Annotated in this window: 18 protein-coding genes; 8 read left to right on the top strand and 10 right to left on the bottom strand. The window is 71.1% G+C overall.

Annotated elements, in window-relative coordinates; translation table 11 throughout:
- The first annotated feature begins 3 nt into the window (after positions 1 to 3).
- Positions 4 to 891: an ectoine hydroxylase gene (thpD, locus tag ACIPSE_RS19815; protein ID WP_401664349.1), complete on the top strand. Its 888-nt coding sequence runs from the start codon at positions 4 to 6 to the stop codon at positions 889 to 891.
- A gap of 9 nt (positions 892 to 900) precedes the next feature.
- On the opposite strand, the gene ACIPSE_RS19810 is transcribed toward thpD, so the two are convergent.
- The 6 genes from ACIPSE_RS19810 to ACIPSE_RS19785 all read right to left on the bottom strand — a co-directional run bounded on the left by ACIPSE_RS19810 (position 901) and on the right by ACIPSE_RS19785 (position 6848).
- On the bottom strand, positions 901 to 1929 hold the full coding sequence (locus tag ACIPSE_RS19810; RefSeq protein ID WP_401664347.1) for a maleylpyruvate isomerase family mycothiol-dependent enzyme: 1029 nt from the start codon (positions 1927 to 1929) through the stop codon (positions 901 to 903).
- A 24-nt stretch (positions 1930 to 1953) separates the two neighbouring features.
- Positions 1954 to 2562, bottom strand: coding sequence for an RNA polymerase sigma factor (locus ACIPSE_RS19805; RefSeq protein ID WP_401664346.1), 609 nt, complete (start codon positions 2560 to 2562; stop codon positions 1954 to 1956).
- Between the two features lie 73 nt (positions 2563 to 2635).
- A complete protein-coding gene (locus tag ACIPSE_RS19800) occupies positions 2636 to 3682 on the bottom strand; it encodes an aminotransferase class V-fold PLP-dependent enzyme (protein ID WP_401664344.1) in 1047 nt (348 codons plus the stop codon).
- Between the two features lie 96 nt (positions 3683 to 3778).
- Positions 3779 to 4498: a DsbA family oxidoreductase gene (locus ACIPSE_RS19795; protein ID WP_401664343.1), complete on the bottom strand. Its 720-nt coding sequence runs from the start codon at positions 4496 to 4498 to the stop codon at positions 3779 to 3781.
- Between the two features lie 156 nt (positions 4499 to 4654).
- Positions 4655 to 5263 (bottom strand): DUF1349 domain-containing protein, encoded by a 609-nt coding sequence (locus ACIPSE_RS19790; protein ID WP_401664341.1) that lies wholly within the window; start codon positions 5261 to 5263, stop codon positions 4655 to 4657.
- Positions 5264 to 5318: 55 nt separating this feature from the next.
- On the bottom strand, positions 5319 to 6848 hold the full coding sequence (locus ACIPSE_RS19785; RefSeq protein ID WP_401664339.1) for an aldehyde dehydrogenase (NADP(+)): 1530 nt from the start codon (positions 6846 to 6848) through the stop codon (positions 5319 to 5321).
- Positions 6849 to 6980: 132 nt separating this feature from the next.
- On the opposite strand from ACIPSE_RS19785, the gene ACIPSE_RS19780 reads away from it, so the two are divergent.
- The 3 genes from ACIPSE_RS19780 to ACIPSE_RS19770 all read left to right on the top strand — a co-directional run bounded on the left by ACIPSE_RS19780 (position 6981) and on the right by ACIPSE_RS19770 (position 9854).
- Positions 6981 to 7754 (top strand): IclR family transcriptional regulator, encoded by a 774-nt coding sequence (locus tag ACIPSE_RS19780; protein ID WP_401664337.1) that lies wholly within the window; start codon positions 6981 to 6983, stop codon positions 7752 to 7754.
- 4 nt (positions 7755 to 7758) lie between these two features.
- Positions 7759 to 8238 carry a GNAT family N-acetyltransferase gene (locus ACIPSE_RS19775; RefSeq protein ID WP_401664335.1) on the top strand — a complete coding sequence of 160 codons (480 nt, stop codon included), beginning with the start codon at positions 7759 to 7761 and terminating at the stop codon, positions 8236 to 8238.
- Between the two features lie 164 nt (positions 8239 to 8402).
- Entirely contained in the window at positions 8403 to 9854 is a 1452-nt protein-coding gene (locus tag ACIPSE_RS19770) for a peptidoglycan D,D-transpeptidase FtsI family protein (RefSeq protein ID WP_401664333.1), read from the top strand.
- Between the two features lie 56 nt (positions 9855 to 9910).
- Here the strand turns inward: ACIPSE_RS19770 and ACIPSE_RS19765 are convergent, their stop codons facing one another.
- The gene (locus ACIPSE_RS19765) at positions 9911 to 11365 is read right to left on the bottom strand and encodes an NCS2 family permease (RefSeq protein ID WP_401664331.1); all 1455 of its coding nucleotides are present in this window, start codon (positions 11363 to 11365) and stop codon (positions 9911 to 9913) included.
- Positions 11366 to 11652: 287 nt separating this feature from the next.
- Here ACIPSE_RS19765 and ACIPSE_RS19760 point away from each other — a divergent pair, with 287 nt between their 5' ends.
- From ACIPSE_RS19760 to ACIPSE_RS19750, 3 genes are all read left to right on the top strand, one after another.
- The gene (locus ACIPSE_RS19760; RefSeq protein ID WP_401664329.1) at positions 11653 to 12219 is read left to right on the top strand and encodes a SigE family RNA polymerase sigma factor; all 567 of its coding nucleotides are present in this window, start codon (positions 11653 to 11655) and stop codon (positions 12217 to 12219) included.
- Positions 12216 to 13106 carry a hypothetical protein gene (locus ACIPSE_RS19755; protein ID WP_401664327.1) on the top strand — a complete coding sequence of 297 codons (891 nt, stop codon included), beginning with the start codon at positions 12216 to 12218 and terminating at the stop codon, positions 13104 to 13106. Before ACIPSE_RS19760 ends, ACIPSE_RS19755 begins: the two co-directional genes overlap by 4 nt.
- An 83-nt stretch (positions 13107 to 13189) precedes the next feature.
- Positions 13190 to 14020 (top strand): pectate lyase, encoded by an 831-nt coding sequence (locus ACIPSE_RS19750; protein ID WP_401664326.1) that lies wholly within the window; start codon positions 13190 to 13192, stop codon positions 14018 to 14020.
- 150 nt (positions 14021 to 14170) lie between these two features.
- Here the strand turns inward: ACIPSE_RS19750 and ACIPSE_RS19745 are convergent, their stop codons facing one another.
- The gene (locus ACIPSE_RS19745; protein WP_401664325.1) at positions 14171 to 15325 is read right to left on the bottom strand and encodes a right-handed parallel beta-helix repeat-containing protein; all 1155 of its coding nucleotides are present in this window, start codon (positions 15323 to 15325) and stop codon (positions 14171 to 14173) included.
- A 119-nt stretch (positions 15326 to 15444) separates the two neighbouring features.
- On the opposite strand from ACIPSE_RS19745, the gene ACIPSE_RS19740 reads away from it, so the two are divergent.
- Positions 15445 to 17568 (top strand): family 43 glycosylhydrolase, encoded by a 2124-nt coding sequence (locus tag ACIPSE_RS19740; RefSeq protein ID WP_401664324.1) that lies wholly within the window; start codon positions 15445 to 15447, stop codon positions 17566 to 17568.
- On the opposite strand, the gene ACIPSE_RS19735 is transcribed toward ACIPSE_RS19740, so the two are convergent.
- Positions 17561 to 18358, bottom strand: coding sequence for an HAD family acid phosphatase (locus ACIPSE_RS19735; RefSeq protein ID WP_401664323.1), 798 nt, complete (start codon positions 18356 to 18358; stop codon positions 17561 to 17563). The genes ACIPSE_RS19740 and ACIPSE_RS19735 overlap by 8 nt on opposite strands.
- A gap of 137 nt (positions 18359 to 18495) precedes the next feature.
- Complete coding sequence (locus ACIPSE_RS19730) at positions 18496 to 19608, bottom strand: pectate lyase (RefSeq protein WP_401664322.1); 1113 nt, start codon at positions 19606 to 19608, stop codon at positions 18496 to 18498.
- Between the last annotated feature and the right edge of the window lie 44 nt (positions 19609 to 19652).

Raw genomic sequence — 19652 nt, 5'->3', positions numbered from 1 at the left:
CGCATGACCACCCTCACTGACCTCTACCCGAGCCGCGGCGCCGCCGAGGTGTCCGTCCCCCGTCAGGATCCCGTCGTCTGGGGCACCCCGGACACCCCGGGGCCGATCCCGGCCGGGGATCTGCACGCGTTCGAGCGCGACGGCTTCCTCGCCGTCGACCAGCTGATCGCACCCGACGAAGTGGGCGTCTACGCACAGGAGCTGGAGCGGCTCGTCGCCGATCCGGCGATCCGGGCGGACGAGCGGTCGATCGTCGAGCCGCAGTCCAAGGAGATCCGCTCGGTCTTCGAGGTGCACCGGATCAGCGAGGTGTTCGCGAGGCTGGTGCGCGACGAGCGGGTGGTCGGACGGGCCCGGCAGATCCTCGGCTCGGACGTGTACGTCCACCAGTCGCGGATCAACGTCAAGCCCGGGTTCGGGGCGAGCGGCTTCTACTGGCACTCGGACTTCGAGACCTGGCACGCCGAGGACGGGCTGCCGAACATGCGGACGGTGTCCGTCTCGATCGCGCTGACCGAGAACCACGACACCAACGGCGGGCTCATGATCATGCCTGGCTCGCACCGTACGTTCCTGGGCTGCGCCGGCGCCACGCCCACGGACAACTACAAGAAGTCCCTCCAGATGCAGGACGCGGGCACCCCGTCCGACGAGGCCCTGACGACGATGGCCTCTGAGTACGGCATCAAGCTGTTCACGGGCAAGGCCGGTTCGGCGACCTGGTTCGACTGCAACTGCATGCACGGCTCGGGCGACAACATCACGCCGTTCCCGCGCAGCAACGTGTTCATCGTGTTCAACAGCGTGGAGAACACGGCCGTCGAGCCGTTCGCCGCTCCGGTGCGCCGCCCGGAGTTCATCGGGGCGAGGGACTTCACCCCGGTGAGGTGACCCGCGCGGTCACAGCCACGCCAGCGCCGCGGCCCGGTCCAGCACATGCCGGGCCGCGGTCGCGTCGCCCGTGGTGCCGCGGGGCACCGAGTCCGGGGTGTGCCGTCCGCCGACGAGCAGGCAGAAGTCGTAGGGGTCGAGGGTGAGTTCGGCCTGGACGGGCTCGGCGTCGGAGCCCAGCACCCAGGCCTCGCACCCGGTGACGGAGAGCAGGACCGGGGGCGCGGCGGGCCCCAGGGCCAGGCCGAGGATGCGGACGGCGAGCCGGACGAGCTGCCCCACGTGCCGCTCGGGCGGCGGCGGGACGGCGAGCCCGAGAGCGCGGCCGATGTCGTCGGTGTGGACCCACGTCTCGAAGGCCCGCACCACGTAGTGGTCGGCGACCGGCAGCCGGACCCCCATCAACAGGACGGCGCGCCCGGCGCGTTCGGGGTCGTGGGCCTCGGGTGCGGCCAGCATCTCGCCCGCCTGCGCGGACCAGGCGGCGACGGTCCGGTCGGGGCTGCGGGCGTGCTCGTGCGCGATGACGTCGGCGGTGCGCCGGTCCCAGGCGTCCGTCCAGTCCGTGCCGTCGGGGATCGCCGAGGGCGGCACCCGGGGGGCCAGGCCGAGCAGCCGCGCGAGGTGTTCGTCGGCGGCGAGCAGATGGGCGACGGTGGCGTGCACGTCCCAGTCGTGGACGACCGGGGTCGCCCACCGCCCCGCCGCCTCGGGCAGCAGCGCGCGCAGTCCGGCGACGGCGGCGGCGTACGGAGCGGCGTGCGCGGCCACCCGGGGTGCGGCGGGCCGGGCGCGCAGGGCACCGGCGAGGATGTCCGCGGCGGGGCGGCGGGTGCCGTTCGCGGGCACGGCGGGGCCGTCGAGCAGCCGTACCGTCGCGCGCAGCCGCTCGGCCTCGCTCGCGCAGCTCTCGCAGGTGGCCAGGTGGGCGGGCACCGTCCGGCGTTCGGCGGGCTCCAGCGCCCCGAAGGCCCAGGCGGCCAGCAGCTCCCGCACGTCCTCGTGTTCGGCGCGCACGCCCTCGTGTTCAGCGCTCACCGCAAGCACCTCCCCTACGGGCCATCATGCGCCCCTTTCGAGCGCCGGGTCGGGCGGGTCGGCCAAAGTCTCGGCCAAGGAGCGCAGCGCGGTGCGCAGCCGGGTCTTGGCGGTGCCCTCGGGGATGCCGAGTTCGACGGCGGCCTGCCGGTAGGTGCGGCCGGCGAAGTAGGCGAGGTGGACGACCTCCCGCTGGTGCTCGGGGAGTCCGGCGACGGCGGTGTGCAGGAGCAGGGAGCGTTCCCGGTCGACGACGGTCTCGTCGGGGCCGGGTCCGGCGTCGGGGATGGCCTGGAGGGCGGTGTCGTCGGCGCCCGGGTCCTTGCGGTGCCGGGCCTCGCCGCGCACCCAGTCCACGGCCCGCCGGTGGGCGAGCACGGACAGCCAGGTGCGCAGCGTGCCGCGGCCGGCGTCATAGGCGTAGGGCCTGCTCCACAGCTGGGCGAAGACCTCCTGGGCGACGTCCTCGGCGGCGGCCGGGCTGCGGGTGACGCGCACGGCGACGGCGCGCACCAGGGCGCCGTACGCCTCGTAGGCGTCGGCCAGCGCGGACTCGTCGCCGTACACGAGCCGCCGGTGCAGCTCCGTGTCGCCGGGCAGCCGCCCGGCCGTCGTCCCGTCCGTGGACTCCACGGCACCACCACCCCCGGTGCCCTTCCTAGCGTTCCGGCGGGGCCCGCGCCAGTGGTTCGGGAAGACAGCGACGTCAGGACAGGGCGTCCAGGAGGCGGTCCACGTCGTCGGCGGTGTTGTACAGGTGGAACGCGGCGCGCAGGTTGCCCGCGCGGTGGGACACCTCGATGCCTGCCTCGCTCAACTGCGGCTGTCGTGAGCCGAGTTGGGGGACGGAGACGATCGGTGAGCCGGGCGCGGGGACGGGCCGGTGGCCGAGGGTGTCAAGGCCCGCGCGGAACCGGTCGGCGAGGGCGAGGTCGTGGGCGCGCACCCTGTCCACGCCGAGCTCCTCCAGCAGGGCGAGGGCGTGCCGGGCGCCCGCGTAGGAGAACAGGGCGGGGCTCTCGTCGAACCGGCGGGCGGAGCGGGCGAGTTCCTCGACGGGGCCGTAGCAGGAGTCCCAGGGGCGCTCCCCGGCCACCCAGCCCGCGAACAGCGGGGTGAGCGCGCCGAGGTCCTGCGGGACGACGAGGAAGGCCACGCCGCGCGGGCAGCCGAGCCACTTGAATCCGACGCAGGTGACGTAGTCGTGGCCGTCCGCGTCGAGGTCGAGCCAGCCGGCGGACTGGGAGGCGTCGACGAAGGTGCGCGCTCCGTGCGTGCGGGCCGCCGCGCGGATCGCGGGCAGATCGGCGACGCGTCCGTCGGCGGACTGGGCGGCGCTGACCGCGACCAGCGCGGTGCCCGGGCGGACGTTCTCGGCGACCCGTTCCAGCGGCACGGTGCGGACCTTGAGGCCGGCGCGGACGTGGAAGGGGTTGACCAGGGAGCTGAAGTCGCCCTCGGCGGTGAGCACTTCGGCGCCCTCGGGCAGGGAGGCGGCGACCAGGCCGCTGTAGACGGCGACCGAGGCGCCGGCCGCGACGCGGCTCGCGGGCACGCCCAGCAGCCGGGCGAAGGAGGCGCGGGCGGCCTCGACGTCGCCGAACATGTCGGTCGGCCGCCCCTCGGCCGCCGCCGCCACGGCGGTGCGCAGGGCGGCGACGGTGCGGGCGGCGAGCAGGCCGCTGCTCGCGGTGTTCAGATAGGTGTTCTTCGGGGCGAACTCGGAACGGACGAGGCTCTCGAAGGTCTCCATGGCTCCACTGTGGGCCCGGCGGACCTCAAGGTCCATTGCCGACTTCTGCGTGGATCCGGTAAGAACCGCTTATACAAGGGCCCTGATCAGCGGTTATCAGGACTGCTGCGGCACCGCGCACCCGTCGGGTCCGCAGGCCTCCGCGTCCGCCTGGTCGATGAGCCGGAGCGGCGAGCGGGCGCCCCACGCCTGGGTGAGGGCCTGGGTGAAGACCTCGGCGGGCTGGGCGCCGGAGACGCCGTACTTGCGGTCGAGGACGAAGAACGGGACGCCGTTCGCGCCGAGCTCGGCGGCCTCGCGCTCGTCGGCGCGGACCTCGTCGGCGTAGGCGGTGGGGTCGGCGAGGACCGCGCGGGCCTCGTCGGCGTCGAGTCCGGCCGCGACGGCCAGCCCGACGAGCCGCTCGTCGCCCTCGGTGAAGACGGAGCGCTCCTCGGCGAAGTTCGCCGCGTACAGGCCCTGGACCAGCTCGTCCTGCCGGCCGCGCTCCTTGGCGAGGTGCAGCAGCCGGTGCATGTCGAAGGTGTTGCCGTGGTCCCGGCCGCGGGTGCGGTAGGGCAGCCCCTCGGCGGCGGCCTGGGTGCCGAGGTTGTCCTCGGCGGCCTCGGCCTGGGCCTCGCTCATGCCGTACTTCTTCGCCAGCATCGGGATGACCGGTCCGGCGTCGTCCTTGGCGCGGCCGGGGTCCAGCTCGAAGGACCGGTGGACCACCTCGACCTCGTCGCGGTGCGGGAAGGCCGCGAGCGCCTTCTCGAAGCGGGCCTTGCCCACGTAGCACCACGGGCAGGCGATGTCGCTCCAGATCTCGACGCGCATGTTCTCGGCTCTCCAGGTCGGACGGTCCGGAGACGCCCTCCGGTTACTCGGTGAACATTCAAGGAGTCCGGTTCATTCCCAGGTCGGGGGTCATCCCCAGATGGTGCTCCCCGGCCTCCGGCGGACGGCACCGGCCCCCTCCCGGTTCCCCGGGGTTCAGCTTCCGTCTCTGAGGTCCTTCGGCCAGGCGGGCAGGAACTTCAGGTGGTCGTAGGTCACCACGCAGCCCTCGCCCATCGGGGACTGGGTCATGAAGCCGACGAGCGCGGCGTCGCTCTCCTTCTCGTCGCCGAGCGTGAACAGCCGGACGAACGTCCAGTGCTCGCCGTCCCGTGAGGCGTGGAAGGCGAAGGCCCGTCCGGTGCGGCTCACCCGGAGCCAGACGGAACTGCCGTCCACGGTGAAGGAGTTGGCGTCGTCGGAGTGCCCCCGGGTGACCACCGTGCACACGGTGGCCACGTCCGGGGAGTACTCGAGGCAGAGCTTCGCCCAGGCACGGTCGCCGACATGGACGTACAGCACCCCGGCGTCGAAGGCCGCGGCGAAGCCCACGGTGACCCGTGCGATCAGCTGGAAGTCCCCCTCGGGCGCCCCGAGGAGCCGGGGCGCGTCGGAGGCGGGGTCGAGCGCCTCGGCGGTCGGCGGCACGAACCGGTCCTGTCGGGGACCGGCCCAGCCGCTGAGCACACCGCCGTCATGGGACCAGTGCCCGTCGGGTCCGTATGTGCGCAGGGCGAAGGGGAGTTCGGGGAGTTCGACGTCCATCAGCCGATTGTCCCAGGTTCGGCCGGCGGTGAACCGGCCGCCCCTGGTACGGAGTTCAGCGCTCCAGCCGTCCGTTGAAACGCCGGGGCAGACCGAGCGCGTTCTCGTCCCGCAGTTCGACGGGCAGCAGGGCCTCGGGCACCGTCTGGTAGGCGACCGGCCGCATCCAGCGCTCGATCGCGGTCCCGCCCACCGAGGTCGAGGTGGACGTCGTGGCCGGGTACGGGCCGCCGTGGTGCTGGGCCGCCGCCACGGCGACACCGGTGGGCCAGCCGTTGACGAGCACACGGCCGGCGAGCGGCGTCAGCTCGGCCAGCAGCTCGGTGCCGCGCCCCGCGCCGGCGGTCTCCTCCTCGGAGAGGTGGACCGTCGCGGTCAGGTTGCCCGGCAGCCGCGACAGCACGGCACTGGCCTGACCGGCGTCGTCGTAGCGGACCACGACGGTGACCGGGCCGAAGCACTCCTCCAGGAGCAGGTCGTAGGCGCCCTCGGCCGCGAGCTTCTCGGCGGGGACGGTCAGGAAGCCGGGGCTCACCGTGTGCTCGCCGCCCGCGCCGGGGGTGACGGGCGAGTCGACGTCGGTGAGTTCGGCGCGCTCGGCGACCCCGGCGATGAAGTTGTCGCGCATGCGGTGGTCGAGGAGGACCCCGGCGTCGACGTTGCTGACGGCGTCGGTGAGGGACTTGAGCAGGCCGTCACCGGCGGCGCCGGAGGGGACCAGGACCAGGCCGGGCTTGACGCAGAACTGGCCGACGCCGAGCGTCATGGAGCCCGCGAGGCCGGTGCCGATGGCCTCGCCGCGCTCGGAGGCGGCGGCCTCGGTGACCACGACCGGGTTCAGGGAGCCCAGTTCACCGTGGAACGGGATCGGCACGGGGCGCGCGGCGGCGGCGTCGAAGAGGGCGCGGCCCCCGCGGATCGAGCCGGTGAAGCCGGCGGCGGCGACCAGCGGGTGCCTGATCAGCTCGACGCCCGCCTCGAAGCCGTGGACGAGCCCGACGACGCCCTCGGGGATGCCGTGCTCGGCGGCGGCGGTGCGCAGCACCTTGGCGACCAGCTCGGACAGGGCCGGGTGGTCGGGGTGGGCCTTGACGACGACCGGGCAGCCCGCGCCGAGCGCGCTCGCGGTGTCGCCGCCCGCCACGGAGAAGGCGAAGGGGAAGTTGGAGGCCGAGTAGACGGCGACGACCCCGAGGGGCACCTTGTAGCGGCGCAGGTCGGGGACGGGCGGCGTCGCGGTGTCGTCGGGGTGGTTGATGACGACGTCGAGGAAGGCGCCCTCGTCGACGATCGAGGCGAAGGCCCGCAGCTGGTAGCAGGTGCGGGCGAGCTCGCCGGTGAGCCGGACGGGGCCAAGCGCGGACTCCGCGTCGGCGGCCTCGACGAGCTGTTCCCTGGCCGCCTCCAGCCGGTCGGCGGCGGTGCGCAGGAAGGCGGCGCGGACGGTGCGGTCGGCGAGCGCGGACCGTGCGTCGTGCGCGGCGCGGACGGTGGCGTCGACCTCCTGGGCCGTGGCCTCCACCGCAACCTGTTCACGCTGCTTCCCGGTTCGGGGGTCGACACTCCAGACTGGTGCTGCTGCCACCGCGGGTCCCTCCACGTATATCTGGGTCACCCACCAGAGCCGGTACGGAGTCGTTCGATATACTGAACGCCGTCTCTGATGGTGAATATGCTGTTGGAGAGTATTTCCCGCCGAACGAAGGGGTCAAGGGCGATGTCGGCTGGCGAGACGGGGGGCGGCGCGCAGGTCAAGTCCGCCGTACGGACGGTTGAACTGCTCGAATACTTCGCCGGAAGCCCCGGTATGCACTCCCTCGCCGCGGTCCAGGAGGCCGTCGGATACCCCAAGTCCAGCCTCTACATGTTGCTGCGCACCCTGGTGGAACTGGGCTGGGTGGAGACCGACGCGACGGGCACGCGGTACGGCATCGGGGTGCGGGCGCTGCTCGTGGGCACGTCGTACATCGACGGCGACGAGGTGGTGGCCGCCGCCCGGCCGACGCTGGACCGGCTCTCCGACGACACCACGGAGACCATCCACCTCGCGCGGCTGGACGGGACCAACGTGGTCTATCTGGCCACCCGGCAGTCCCAGCACTACCTGCGTCCCTTCACGCGCGTGGGACGCCGGCTGCCCGCGCACTCGACCTCGCTGGGCAAGGCGCTGCTGAGCACGTACCCCGACGAGCAGGTCCGCAAGATGCTCCCGGAGACGCTGCCCGCGCTGACCGAGCACACGATCACCGACCGGGAGAAGCTCATCGAGGAGCTGCACCTGGTCCGTGAGCAGGGCTTCGCCGTCGACCGCGAGGAGAACACCCTCGGGCTGCGCTGTTTCGGCGTGGCGATCCCCTACCGCACGCCCGCGCGGGACGCGATCAGCTGCTCGGTGCCGGTGGCCCGGCTGACGCCCGCGCACGAGCAGATGGTCAAGGACGCCCTGTTCGACGCCCGCGACCGGCTGACACTGGCGACCCGTAGGCTCTGACGCCATGGACGTCGTACTGCGTGAGGTGCACGACAGCGATCTGCCCGTCTTCTTCCGGCAGACGAACGATCCGGAGTCCGCGCACATGGCGGCCTTCACCGCCCGGGACCCGGCCGACCGGGACGCCTTCGACGCGCACTGGCGGCGGGTCCTGGCCTCCGACGCCGTCACGCGCGCGGTCCTCGCCGACGGGGACGTGGTGGGGACGGCGGCGGTGTACGGGGAGCCGGGCGAGCGCGAGGTGACGTACTGGATCGACCGCGCGTACTGGGGGCGGGGCATCGCGACGGCCGCCCTGCTCGGGCTGCTGGCCGAGGTCCCCGAGCGCCCGCTGTACGCGCGGGCCGCGGCGGACAACGCGGGCTCGCTGCGGGTCCTGCGCAAGTGCGGCTTCCGGGACCGGGAACACACGCGGGGGTTCGCGAACGCGCGGGGCGAGGAGATCGACGAGATCGTCCTGGCCCTCGGACTCCCGGCCCTCTGACTCCCGGCCCCTCTGACTCCCAGACTTCTGACGCTCGCCCCGCCCCTGACGTCCGGCCACGCCCGCACGAACGTGCCGACATGAACGTGCCGGCATGAACGTCCCATGAGAAAACCGGACGCTTGGGAACGATTCGCTCCCGCCCGCTCGTCTGACCTGTCGGAATGAACAAGACGATCAGGCGCACTTCGGTCTTCGTGCTGCTCCTGGTGTTCGCCCTGCTGGCGCGGGCGACCTGGGTGCAGTTCTACGACGGCCAGGCACTCGCGGACGACACCGACAACCGGCGGAACGCGATCGAGACGTACTCGTCGCCGCTGGGGAACATCATCGTGGCCGGTGAGGCGATCACCGGTTCCGCGAAGACGACAGGGAGCGACCTCAAGTACAAGCGCACCTACAAGGACGGCGAGCTGTACGCCGCGGTGACGGGCTACGCCTCGCAGGCGTACGCCCCGACCCAGCTGGAGGGCATCTACCAGGACCTCCTCAACGGCACGGACAGCCGGCTCAAGGGCGTGATGGACACCGTCACCAACCAGCGGGCCGAGCCGGGCAACGTGATCACGACGATCGACCCGGACGTCCAGAAGGCCGCCTACGAGGCGCTCGGCGACAAGTTGGGCGCGGCCGTCGCGATCGACCCGACGACCGGCCAGATCCTCGCGGTCGTGTCCACGCCGTCCTACGACCCCTCCTCGCTGACGGACGCCAACACCGCGGGCAGCGCCTGGAAGAAGCTCACGACGGACTCCGACAAGCCGCTGACCAACCGCGCGCTGCGCCAGCCGGTGGCGCCGGGTTCGACGTTCAAGCTGGTCGTGGCCGCCGCCGCGCTGGAGAACGGGCTGTACGACTCGGTCGACGAGAAGACCGACAGCCCCGACCCGTACACGCTGCCGGGCACCACCACGGACCTGAACAACGAGAGCGCGTCCGCGCCCTGCGAGAACGCCACGATCCGGGTGGCGCTCCAGTACTCCTGCAACAACGTCTTCGCGAAGATGGCCTACAACCTGGGCCAGGACAAGCTGAGGGCGATGGCCGAGAAGTTCGGGTTCAACGACAGCGAGCAGGACGTGCCGGTGCGCGCGTACACCAGCGTCTACCCCTCGGACATGGACGACTCGTCCACGGCGCTGACCGGTATCGGCCAGTTCGACGTCACCGCGACGCCGCTCCAGATGGCGATGGTGTCGGCGGCCCTCGCCAACGACGGCAAGATGGTCTCGCCGCACATGGTGTCGCAGATCACCGACAGCGGCGGCGACGTCCTCCAGGACTACGACAGCGAGGCGTCGACCGAGCAGGTCGTCAGCTCCGGCACGGCCGAGCAGCTGCGCTCCGCGATGCAGACGGTCGTCGAGGACGGCACGGGCACCAACGCGCAGATCGCCGGCGCCACGGTCGGCGGCAAGACGGGTACGGCCCAGCACGGCGAGAACAACAGCGAGACGCCGTACGCCTGGTTCACCTCCTACGCCGAGTCGGGCGACAAGAAGGTCGCCGTGGCGGTGCTGGTGGAGCAGTCCGACGCCGCCCGCTCCGAGGTCAGTGGCAACGGGCTGGCGGCGCCGGTGGCGAAGGCGATGATGAAGGCGGCGCTCAAGAAGTGAGCCGCGACCCCCGGGGCTTCACGAAGTGAACCGAGGCCTCAGGGGCCCCAGGGGCCTCACTTGACGCCGAGGAGCTGCTCGATCGGGTCGATGGCGAAGTAGATCAGGAACAGCGCCGAGGTTCCCCACAGGAGCCAGTGGATCTCCTTCGCCTTCCCGAGCACCGCCTTGATCACGACGTAGGCGAGGAAGCCCGCGCCGATGCCGTTGGTGATCGAGTAGGTGAACGGCATCACGGCGATGGTCAGGAACGCCGGGATGGCGATCTCGTACTTGTCCCAGTCGATGTTCTTGACCTGGGTCATCATCAGGAAGCCGACGGCGACCAGCGCGGGCGCCGCGGCCTGGAGCGGGACGATGGTGAGCAGCGGGCCGAGGAACAGGGCGAGGCCGAAGAGGCCGCCGGTGACGAGGTTGGAGAAGCCGGTGCGCGAGCCCTCGCCGACACCGGCCGCGGACTCGATGTACGAGGTGGCGGAGGACGCGGAGGCGGCGCCGCCCGCGACGGCCGCGGCGCCGTCGATGAGCAGCACCCGGCCGAGGTTCGGGACCTTGCCCTCCTCGTCGAGGAGTCCGGCCTCGGCGCTGATGCCGACGACGGTGCCCATGGTGTCGAAGAAATCGCTCAGCACGAGCGTGAAAATGAGCAGGACGACGGTGATGACGCCGACGTCGGCCGCGCCGAAGGCGCCGAACAGGCTGAACTGACCGAGCAGCCCGAAGTCCGGGGTGTCGACGACCTGGTCGGGCCAGGCGGGGGTCGTCAGGCCCCAGCTCTTCACGTCCGCCACGGCGTTGATGATCATCGCGAGGACCGTCATGGTCACGATGCTGATCAGGATGGCGCCCTTGACCTTGCGGGCGAGCAGCCCGATGGTCAGCAGAACTCCCAGGCAGAACACCAGGATCGGCCAGCCGCCGAGGGTGCCGGTGCCGCCGAGCTGGACCGGGACGGTGGTGTTGGCGGCGTCGGGGATGCGGCTGACGAACCCGGCGTCGACGAAGCCGATGAACGCGATGAACAGGCCGATGCCCACGCTGATCGCCTGCTTGAGGCCCTGCGGGATCGCGTGCATCACCGCCTCGCGCAGACCGGTGACGACCAGGACGCAGATCAGCAGCCCCTCCAGGACCACCAGGCCCATCGCGTCGTCCCAGCTCATCAGCGGCGCGATCTGGAAGGCGACGACCGCGTTGAGGCCGAGTCCGGCGGCGAGGGCCAGGGGCAGATTGCCGCCGACGCCCATGACGACGGTCATCACGGCGGCCACCAGGGCGGTGGCGGTGGTGAGTTGGACCGGGTCGAGGGTGTCGCCGAACTTGTCCTTCGCGCTGCCCAGGATGATGGGATTCAGGACGAGGATGTAGGCCATGGTGAAGAACGTGGCGAGACCGCCGCGTATCTCACGGCCGAACGTGGACCCCCGTTCGGAGATCCTGAAGTACCGGTCGACGCCGTTCACCGCGGTCGGTGGGGATGTGCTGTCGGCCGCCTTCTGGGTATCGGACATGGCTGTGCTCCCTGATGCCTGAATGATCGGTGCGCGGATGCTGGCTGGATTGTTCCCGCGTTGAACCTGTTTCAGGTTTTCTCCGTGTTACGGAATCGGGGTCGGGCCCACGCACGTTGTTCGAAGCCACGTACGAACCGCGCGGATGATCACTGCTACGCTTCCGGATCTCGTCCCGGCGAGCCCCGGACGGCCACATGTCATTCACATGACACTCACAGCCGGAGCGAGCGGCGCCCGCCGATGCGGACGGCACCGTCAAGCGACAGCAAGGAGAGGGGCATCCCGTGGGCACAGTCGTCGACGACGCGGCCTCCGTGGAGTTCCATGTCTTCTTCGAACGTCACTACGCCGAACTCTCGCGCCTGGCCCACCTGCTGACGGGTGAGGCGGACGCGGCCGACGATCTGGCCGCGGACGCGCTGCTCGCCCTGTGGCACCGCTGGGACCGGGTGCGCGCGGCCGACCATCCGGTGGCGTACGCCCGGGGTGTGGTCGCCAATCTGGCCCGGACCCGTATACGCAGCGCGGTGCGTGAGCGCCGCCGGGTCGCCCTGTTCTGGTCGCAGCGCGAGGAGCGCACGGAGAACCCGGACATCGCGGGGGTCGTCGACGTCCAGGAGGCCCTGCGCAGGCTGCCGTTCCGCAAGCGGGCCTGTGTGGTACTGCGGCACGCGTTCGACCTGTCGGAGAAGGACACCGCGCTCGCCCTCGGTGTGTCCGTGGGTACGGTTAAGTCCCAGACGTCCAAGGGGATGGCCGAACTCCAGCGGTTGCTGGGCTCCCAGGGCGTACCCCAGAAGGTGCACGCGGCGATGGCGCGCGGCGGCGAGACCGGAGGACGGAACCGATGAGGCAGCAGGACGTGCACGACGAGCTGCGCGCCCGGCTGCACGAGGCGGCCGGGGAGCACGAGCCGGACCGGGCCTACATGCTGGCGCGGATCGAACGCGGGATGGCCGCGCAGGACCGTCCCGGCCACCGGGCCGTCCTGCCGCCCGTGTGGGGCTGGCTGCGGGTGGCGGGCGCCACGGCGGCGGTCGCGGGGATGCTCGCGGCCGGAGGGTACGCGGTGGCGTCCGCGGTGAAGGACGACGACCGGGTCGAGCAGACGGTGGCCGTCTCCCCGACGCCCGAGGACTCCCCCGGCGCGACGAGCCGGCCCCCCGCCACCCCGCAGGCGACGCCCAGTTCGGGCTCGGCCGACGGCGCCGCCTCGGCCACGCCGCGGCGGCCCAGCGGTTCCGCGTCCGCCCCCTCCTCACCGTCCGCGTCCGCCCCCTCGGTGGTGCTGCTGCCCGGCACCGACGACGATGACGACGGCCCGCTGTGGTCGGACGGCTCCGTGGACCCGCACAGCAACGAGTTCTGGGCGCAGAGCAACGTCACCATCAGGGCCAAGCAACCGGCCACGAAGCTGACGGTGCAGCTGCGGATCGCGCAGACCGGCGGCGTGACGGACGCCGGTTCCTGGCGCTCGCTGCCCGAGGACGACTTCGACCTCACGGTCACCGAGCAGGGCGGCTACCTCGTCTACACCTGGGTGCTGAAGGCGGGCCGCACGGTCCCGGTCGGCGAGTGGGTGTTCGCGGGACAGTACGACCACGACCGCGGCGGCCGGGACGCGAACGGCGACAGCTATGTCGTCACCGGCCGGTCGGACGACCGGGACCGGGTGCTGGGCGGTGACTTCGCGGTCCACGACGACGACGTGGACGCGTCCTCGACCGGGGACTCGTAAAAAGATCCGGACGTGCGGCAACCCTTTCCCGTTCCGCGGCGACCAGGAGACGCGAAGACCATCTCCCCACGCAAGGAACGGGCATGACTGCACGAGCTGAACACCGCGTCCGCCACCGTCGCCGGGTCACCGGACGGCGGGCGGTGATCGCGGGCGTGTCCGCCCTCGGCCTCACGGGCGCGGCCCTCGTCACCACGACGCTGCTGTCCACGGCGGGCGCGGCGACGGCCTGGCCGACGGCGACCGGCAGCAAGGCCGTCTCCTCCACCATCAAGGTGTCCGGCACCCTCGACGGCAAGAACGTGAAGTACTACGGCTCCGGCGATCTGGGCAGCGACAGCCAGGACGAGGACCAGGGCCCGATCTTCGAACTCGCCGACGGCGCCACCCTGAAGAACGTCGTCATCGGCACCCCCGCGGCGGACGGCGTCCACTGCAAGGGCTCGTGCACGCTCCAGAACGTGTGGTGGCTGGACGTCGGCGAGGACGCCGCCAGCTTCAAGGGCACGTCCTCCTCGGCCGTCTACACGGTGTACGGCGGCGGCGCGAAGAACGCCTCCGACAAGGTGCTCCAGTTCAACGGAGCGGGCAAACTGGTCGTCACCAAGTTCCAGGTGGAGAACTTCGGCAAGCTGGTGCGCAGTTGCGGCAACTGCAAGAAGCAGTACCGCCGCACGGTCGTCATCAACGACGTCGACGTCACCGCGCCCGGCAAGTCGATCGTCGGCATCAACCAGAACTACGGCGACACCGCCTCGCTGCGCAACGTCCGTATCCACGGGGACAGCGGCAAGAAGATCAAGACGTGCACGCGCTTCAAGGGCAACGCCACCGGGGCGGAGCCGACCGAGATCGGTTCGGGCCCCGACGGAACGTACTGCCGCTTCACTGCGTCTGACATCTCGTACGAGTGATCGAGTGACCCCAGGAACCTGCTGAACCGAGCCCCCCTCGGTCGGCAGCGGCCGGCGAGCCCCCCTCGGCCGGCACGGGGAACGCCCCGCCGGTGACGACCGGCGGGGCGTTCTCGGTCCGTGAGGCGTTCTCGGTCCGCGGGGCGGCGCTCAGTCCATCGTCGAGCCGATCGCGGTCGAGCCGGTGGTGAGGAAGGTGGTCGCCGGCAGCGACCCGTCCGCGCCCCGCGCGCCGTAGGCCGTCGTGGCGTCGGTGGAGACGAAGGAAGGGGTCGTCACCCCGCTGTCCCAGTTGTTGGCGGCGGAGACGGCCGGTGAACCCAGCTCGGACAGACCGCCCTTGTTGCCCACCGCCAGGTTGCGGGCGAGACGGGCCTTGCCGGTGGCGAAGTAGAACCCGGCCTCGGCGTTGGAGTAGGCGGTGTTGCGGTTCAGCACGATCGCGCCGGTGTTGGAGTTCTCGGTGAACCCGTTGAGCGTGTTGTCCCAGGCCGCGTCGTTGTTGACGACATGCGCGACGGCGACGCCCCCGCCGCCGAGCTTGAACCCGTTGCCGTTGCCCTCGAACGCCGTGTCGCCCCAGCGGTTCTTGCCGTTGCCGAAGGCCCAGGAGTGCTCGACGGTGACCGGCGAGGAGAACTGCCACAGGTCGAGACCGTCGTCCGAGTTGTTGTAGAGGCGGGCGCCGGTGACCTTGTTGCCGGTGCCGGAGCCGAACTTGATGGCGATGCCGTCGGCGTTCTGGCCGTGCCCGGACGGGTCGTAGTTGCCGTGGCTGTCCAGGTTCTGCACGAGGTTGCCGCTCGTCCCGTCGCCGCGCAGGGTGAACCCGGAGTCGCCGTTGTCCGCGGTGACGAGGTTCTTGAAGACGCCGCCGACGGACGAGGTGGCGACGAAGCCCTGGGCCGGGGAGTTCCGGAAGGTGATGTCCTGAACGGTCCAGTAGTCGCCGTAGATCCCGGCCAGCCAGGAGCCGTCGGGCAGCTTGGAGCCGTCGACCTTGACCTTCTCGCCGTCGTACGCGGCGAGCGTGATCCGTGCCGAACTCGTGCCGTTCGCCGTGGACTTGAGGGTCGCCGTCGGGTAATAGGTGCCCGCGCGGACCTGGATGAGGGTCCCGGCGACCGCGTTCGCGACGGCCGCCTGGAGCTGGGCGGTGGTGGAGACGGTGACCGTCGAGGTCGCGGCCTGCGCGCCGCCGCCCGACAGGCCTAGGTAGACGCCCCCGGCACCGGCGGAGAGGGCGATCGCGGCGGCGACGGAGAGTGTGCGGGTACGGCGGTGGCGTCCGGCGCTGATCGGCACGGAGTGCTCCCTTCCTGGGGGACGGTGACGTGATCCAGTCGCCACCGCGCCCCCGGGGGTTGCCGCGCACCGGCGAAAACGAACGAAACTTTCGCCCCGCCGCGTCCCGCCGACAGCGGTTGACGTGCGGTTTCCCCTCTGGTGAGACTCCGGACGTGAACGATCCCCAGTACGCCGGTCATGTCTTCTTCTACTTCACCGGCGAGGACACCGCCGACGGCGAGCAGATCCGCTGCGCCCTGAGCCGGGGGGACGATCCGCTGCACTGGCGGGAGCTGAACCAGGGCCGGCCCGTCGTCGTCTCGGACATCGGCGAGCGGGGGGTGCGCGACCCGTTCGTGCTCCGCTCCCCCGGCGGCGACCGGTTCTTCCTCCTCGCCACCGATCTGCGCATGTACCGCGAGAGCAGCGGCAGTTGGGACGAGGTGCAGGTGCGCGGCAGCCGGTCGGTGGTGATCTGGGAGTCCACCGACCTGGTGCACTGGACCGACCGCCGCCTGGTCGTGCTCGCCCCCGAGGGCGCGGGCGACGCCTGGGCCCCCAAGGCCTGCTACGACCCCGCGCTCGGCCGGTACGTCGTGTTCTGGGCGTCCCGGCTCCGGGGCTCGGACCACCACACGATGCTGTACGCGACCACCGAGGACTTCCGTACCTTCAGCGAGCCGGAGGTCTGGCACGACCCCGGTCACTCCGTGATCGACTCCGCGGTCGTGGCGCACGACGGCGCCTTCTACCGGTTCACCAAGGACGAGCGGGACCCGTCCTCCGCCGCGCCCGGCTCGAAGTTCATCACCGTCGAGAAGGCGGCGTCCCTCACCGACCGGTCGTACGCCCTCGTCGCCGACGGGGTCGGCGCGGGGGTGCTGGAGCGGGGCGAGGGACCCGCGGTGTTCCGGTCGAACTCCGGTGACCGGTGGTACCTGTTCATCGACGAGTACGGCGGTCGCGGCTATGTCCCGTTCGAGACGGACGACCTGGACTCGGGGCGGTGGACGCCCTGTTCCGCTCATCTTCTCCCGGCGGGCGCCCGGCACGGCAGTGTGCTGCCGGTGACCCGGGAGGAGTACGACCGGCTGCTCGCCGCCTTCCCGGCCACCCCGGCCTCGGTGGTGGACGCGACGGTGGCGGGGCAGACGCGGTACGCCGTCGTCACCGAGGCCGCCTCCAGGGTCGTCCTGCCGGTGGAGCCCGACGCCGATCTCACCGCTCTCGCACCGGAGTTCGCCGTGTCCGAGGGTGCGAGCACGCACCCCGCGTCCGGGACCCGGCTCGACCTGAGCACGCCGCGGACGTACACGGTGACGGCGGCGGACGGTACGCGCCGCGACTGGACCGTGGAGGCCGTGCGCACCCGCGGTCCGGTCCTGCCCGGGCTGCTCGCCGACCCCGATGTGCGTTTCATGGACGGCGGGTTCTGGGTCTATCCCACGACCGACGGCTTCCCGGGCTGGGGCGGGACCCGCTTCTCGGCGTACTCGTCACCGGACCTGGTGAACTGGACGGACCACGGGGTGATCCTCGACCTCGCCGCCGACATCAGCTGGGCGGACCGGTACGCGTGGGCGCCCGCGATCGCCGAACGCGACGGCAGGTACTACCTCTACTTCTGCGCGGAGCAGCAGATCGGTGTGGCGGTGGCGGACTCCCCCGCCGGTCCGTTCACCGACGCGCTGGGCAAGCCCCTGATCGCGAAGGACGGCGCGTGGCAGGGGCAGATGATCGACCCGGCGGTCTTCACGGACGCCGACGGGACGTCGTATCTCTACTGGGGCAACACCCATGGGTACGTGGTGCCGTTGAACGACGACATGGTGTCGTTCGACGCGGGTCTGGTGCGGGACATCACGCCCGAGGACTTCCGCGAGGCGTTCTTCGTGATCGAGCGGAAGGGCACCTACTACCTGATGTGGTCCGAGGACGACACCCGCAGCGAGGACTACCACGTGGCGTACGCGACGGGGCCGTCCCCGCTCGGCCCGTGGGAGAAGCGGGGGACGGTCCTGTCCAAGCGTCCGGAGTACGGGATCCTCGGCACCGGCCATCACTCGGTGGTGAACGTCCCCGGCACGGACGAGTGGTACGTCGTGTACCACCGGTTCGCGCTGAACGGGCCCGGCCGGCCCGGCGGGGACGGTGTGCACCGCGAGACGACGATCGACCGGCTGTGGTTCGCCGCGGACGGTACCCTTCAGCCGGTCGTGCCGACCCTGGAGGGCATCGGACCCGTACGGCCGGTTAGCTGACGAAGTACGTCGGGTTCGGGAGCTTGTACGTCCGGTCGGCGTGGCCGCCGTCGAGGTCGGAGTACTGGTCGCCGAAGTTGGCGATGATCTCGTACCCGAGGTCGTCCTCGATGTGCTTGCGGGTGCCGCCCTTGTACTGCACGGTCGTGCAGGTCCAGGTGCCGGGCGTCGCGCAGGCGCTCAGATAGGACGGCGGGTTCGCCTTGTCCTTGAGGAACATGTGGGCGGCGTCGAGGTTCACGTCGGCGCCGACCTTCTCCAGGTTGGCGACGGCGGCGGCGCGCTGCGACTCACTCAGGCCCGAGTTGTAGAAGACCTCGACGCCCTTGGACTCGGCGTAGCGCACGAGTTCGGGGCTGCCGAAGACGGCCGGGCGGTCCGCCTTGTTCACGTAGTCGGCCCAGGTGGCCGAGTTGTACGTGTAGTTGGTCTTCTTCTCGTAGTCGAGGCTGAGCAGCAGCGTGTCGTCGATGTCGAAGACGACCGCGGGCTTCTCGCCCTTGTGGTGGGCCTTGCGGGCCGCCTGGTCGATGTACTTGCGGGCGGCCTTGTCGACGGCCGCCAGGTCCTTGGCGTACTGGCTGTCCGAGGACGCCTGGTAGACACCGTTCGCGTCGAGCGTGGTGCCGTAGTAGGTGTCGATGTCCTTGACCAGGACGCCGATGTTGTACGGCTCGTGGGTGCTGTTCGCGGTCGACTGACCGGCCGTGGCGGCGCCGGCGCCGTAGAGGCCGGCACCGGCGACGGCACACGCGGCGACCATGGCCGCGATTCGCAGTGGCTTATGCATGACAGAGTTCTACGCGCGTCACCCGGGCGGGCGCGAGACCCGTTGCCCGATCGAGACCTCCTGCACGGGCAAAAAACGGGTCAAGCGCCCTGGGGCGTGGTCCGGTTCGCCGGTGTCGGCCGGTTCACCGGTGCCGGCTAGTTCATCGTCGCGCCGATGGTGGAGCTGCCCGTGGTGAGGAAGGTGGTGGCGGGCAGGGTGCCGCTGGAACTGCGGGCGTTGTACGTGGTCGTGGCGTCCGTGGAGACGAACGCCGGGGTGGAGATCCCGGAGTCCCAGTTGTTGCCCGCCGAGACGACCGAGGAGCCCTTGCTGACCTGGCCGCTGCCGTTGCTCACGGCGAGGTTCTTGCCGAGCCGCGCCGCGCCGGTGGCGAAGTAGTAGCCCCACTTGGCGTTGGCGTAGGCGGTGGTGCGGTTGATGACGATGGCCCCGGTGTTGGAGTTCTCGGTGAAGCCGTTGCCCGCGTTGTCCCAGGCGGCCGAGTTGTTGACGACGTGCGCGACGACCTCGCCGTCGCCGCCCAGCTTGTAGCCGTTGCCGTCGCCCGCGAACGCCGAGTCGGACCAGCGGTTCTTGCCGTTGCCGAAGGCCCAGGTGTGCTCGACGGTGACCGGCGAGGAGAAGGACCAGAAGTCGATCCCGTCGTCCGAGTTGTTGTAGAGGCGGGCCCCGGTGATGAGGTTGCCGGTGCCGGAGCCGTACTTCACGGCGATGCCGTCGGCGTTCTCCCCGTGGTTGGCGGGGTCGTAGTTGCCGTAGGAGTCGATGTTCTTGACCGTGTTGTTGGTCGTGCCGTCGCCGGTGAGGGTGAAGCCGGAGTCGCCGCCGTTGATGGTCTTGATGTTGTTCCAGACGGTGCCGACGCAGGAGGTGCAGACGACCGCGCTGTCCGGGGAGTTCTGGAAGGTGATGCCGGAGACGTTCCAGTAGTCCGCCGTCAGCTTGAAGATCCAGTCGCCGTCGGGCAGCGACGAGCCGTCGATCTTCACGGTCTCGCTGCCGTAGGGCTGGAGGTAGATCATGTTCGACGAGGTGCCGTTGGTCGTCGACTGGAGGGTCGCGGTCGGGTAGTAGGTGCCGGCCCGGACCTGGATGACGGTGCCGGCGGTCGCGCTGGAGATGGCGCTGGTCAGCTCGGCCGTGGTGTCGACGACGACGGTCGCCGCCTGGGCCTGGGTGGGGAGGACGGCGAGGCCGGTGGCGAGGGCGAGGGCCGTCGCCGCGGAGAGTGCGGTACGACGAGACATGGAGTGCGGGTCCCTTCTCGTATGGGGGGATGGGGGGGGGTTGC

This window comes from Streptomyces sp. NPDC090106, from assembly GCF_044747265.1.
GTDB lineage: Bacteria > Actinomycetota > Actinomycetes > Streptomycetales > Streptomycetaceae > Streptomyces.
The sequence above is the reverse complement of the archived record's forward strand: the minus strand, read 5'-3'. Positions and strand labels throughout refer to the sequence as shown.

Coding starts and splice junctions, on each gene's coding strand:
- ACIPSE_RS19800 (WP_401664344.1), bottom strand. CDS start 3,682: ATGGAGACCTTCGAGAGCCTCGTCCGTTCCGAGTTCGCCCCGAAGAAC.
- ACIPSE_RS19765 (WP_401664331.1), bottom strand. CDS start 11,365: ATGTCCGATACCCAGAAGGCGGCCGACAGCACATCCCCACCGACCGCG.
- ACIPSE_RS19795 (WP_401664343.1), bottom strand. CDS start 4,498: ATGCGCGTCGAGATCTGGAGCGACATCGCCTGCCCGTGGTGCTACGTG.
- ACIPSE_RS19790 (WP_401664341.1), bottom strand. CDS start 5,263: ATGGACGTCGAACTCCCCGAACTCCCCTTCGCCCTGCGCACATACGGA.
- ACIPSE_RS19770 (WP_401664333.1), top strand. CDS start 8,403: ATGAACAAGACGATCAGGCGCACTTCGGTCTTCGTGCTGCTCCTGGTG.
- ACIPSE_RS19735 (WP_401664323.1), bottom strand. CDS start 18,358: ATGCATAAGCCACTGCGAATCGCGGCCATGGTCGCCGCGTGTGCCGTC.
- ACIPSE_RS19730 (WP_401664322.1), bottom strand. CDS start 19,608: ATGTCTCGTCGTACCGCACTCTCCGCGGCGACGGCCCTCGCCCTCGCC.
- ACIPSE_RS19775 (WP_401664335.1), top strand. CDS start 7,759: ATGGACGTCGTACTGCGTGAGGTGCACGACAGCGATCTGCCCGTCTTC.
- ACIPSE_RS19755 (WP_401664327.1), top strand. CDS start 12,216: ATGAGGCAGCAGGACGTGCACGACGAGCTGCGCGCCCGGCTGCACGAG.
- ACIPSE_RS19750 (WP_401664326.1), top strand. CDS start 13,190: ATGACTGCACGAGCTGAACACCGCGTCCGCCACCGTCGCCGGGTCACC.
- ACIPSE_RS19780 (WP_401664337.1), top strand. CDS start 6,981: ATGTCGGCTGGCGAGACGGGGGGCGGCGCGCAGGTCAAGTCCGCCGTA.
- thpD (WP_401664349.1), top strand. CDS start 4: ATGACCACCCTCACTGACCTCTACCCGAGCCGCGGCGCCGCCGAGGTG.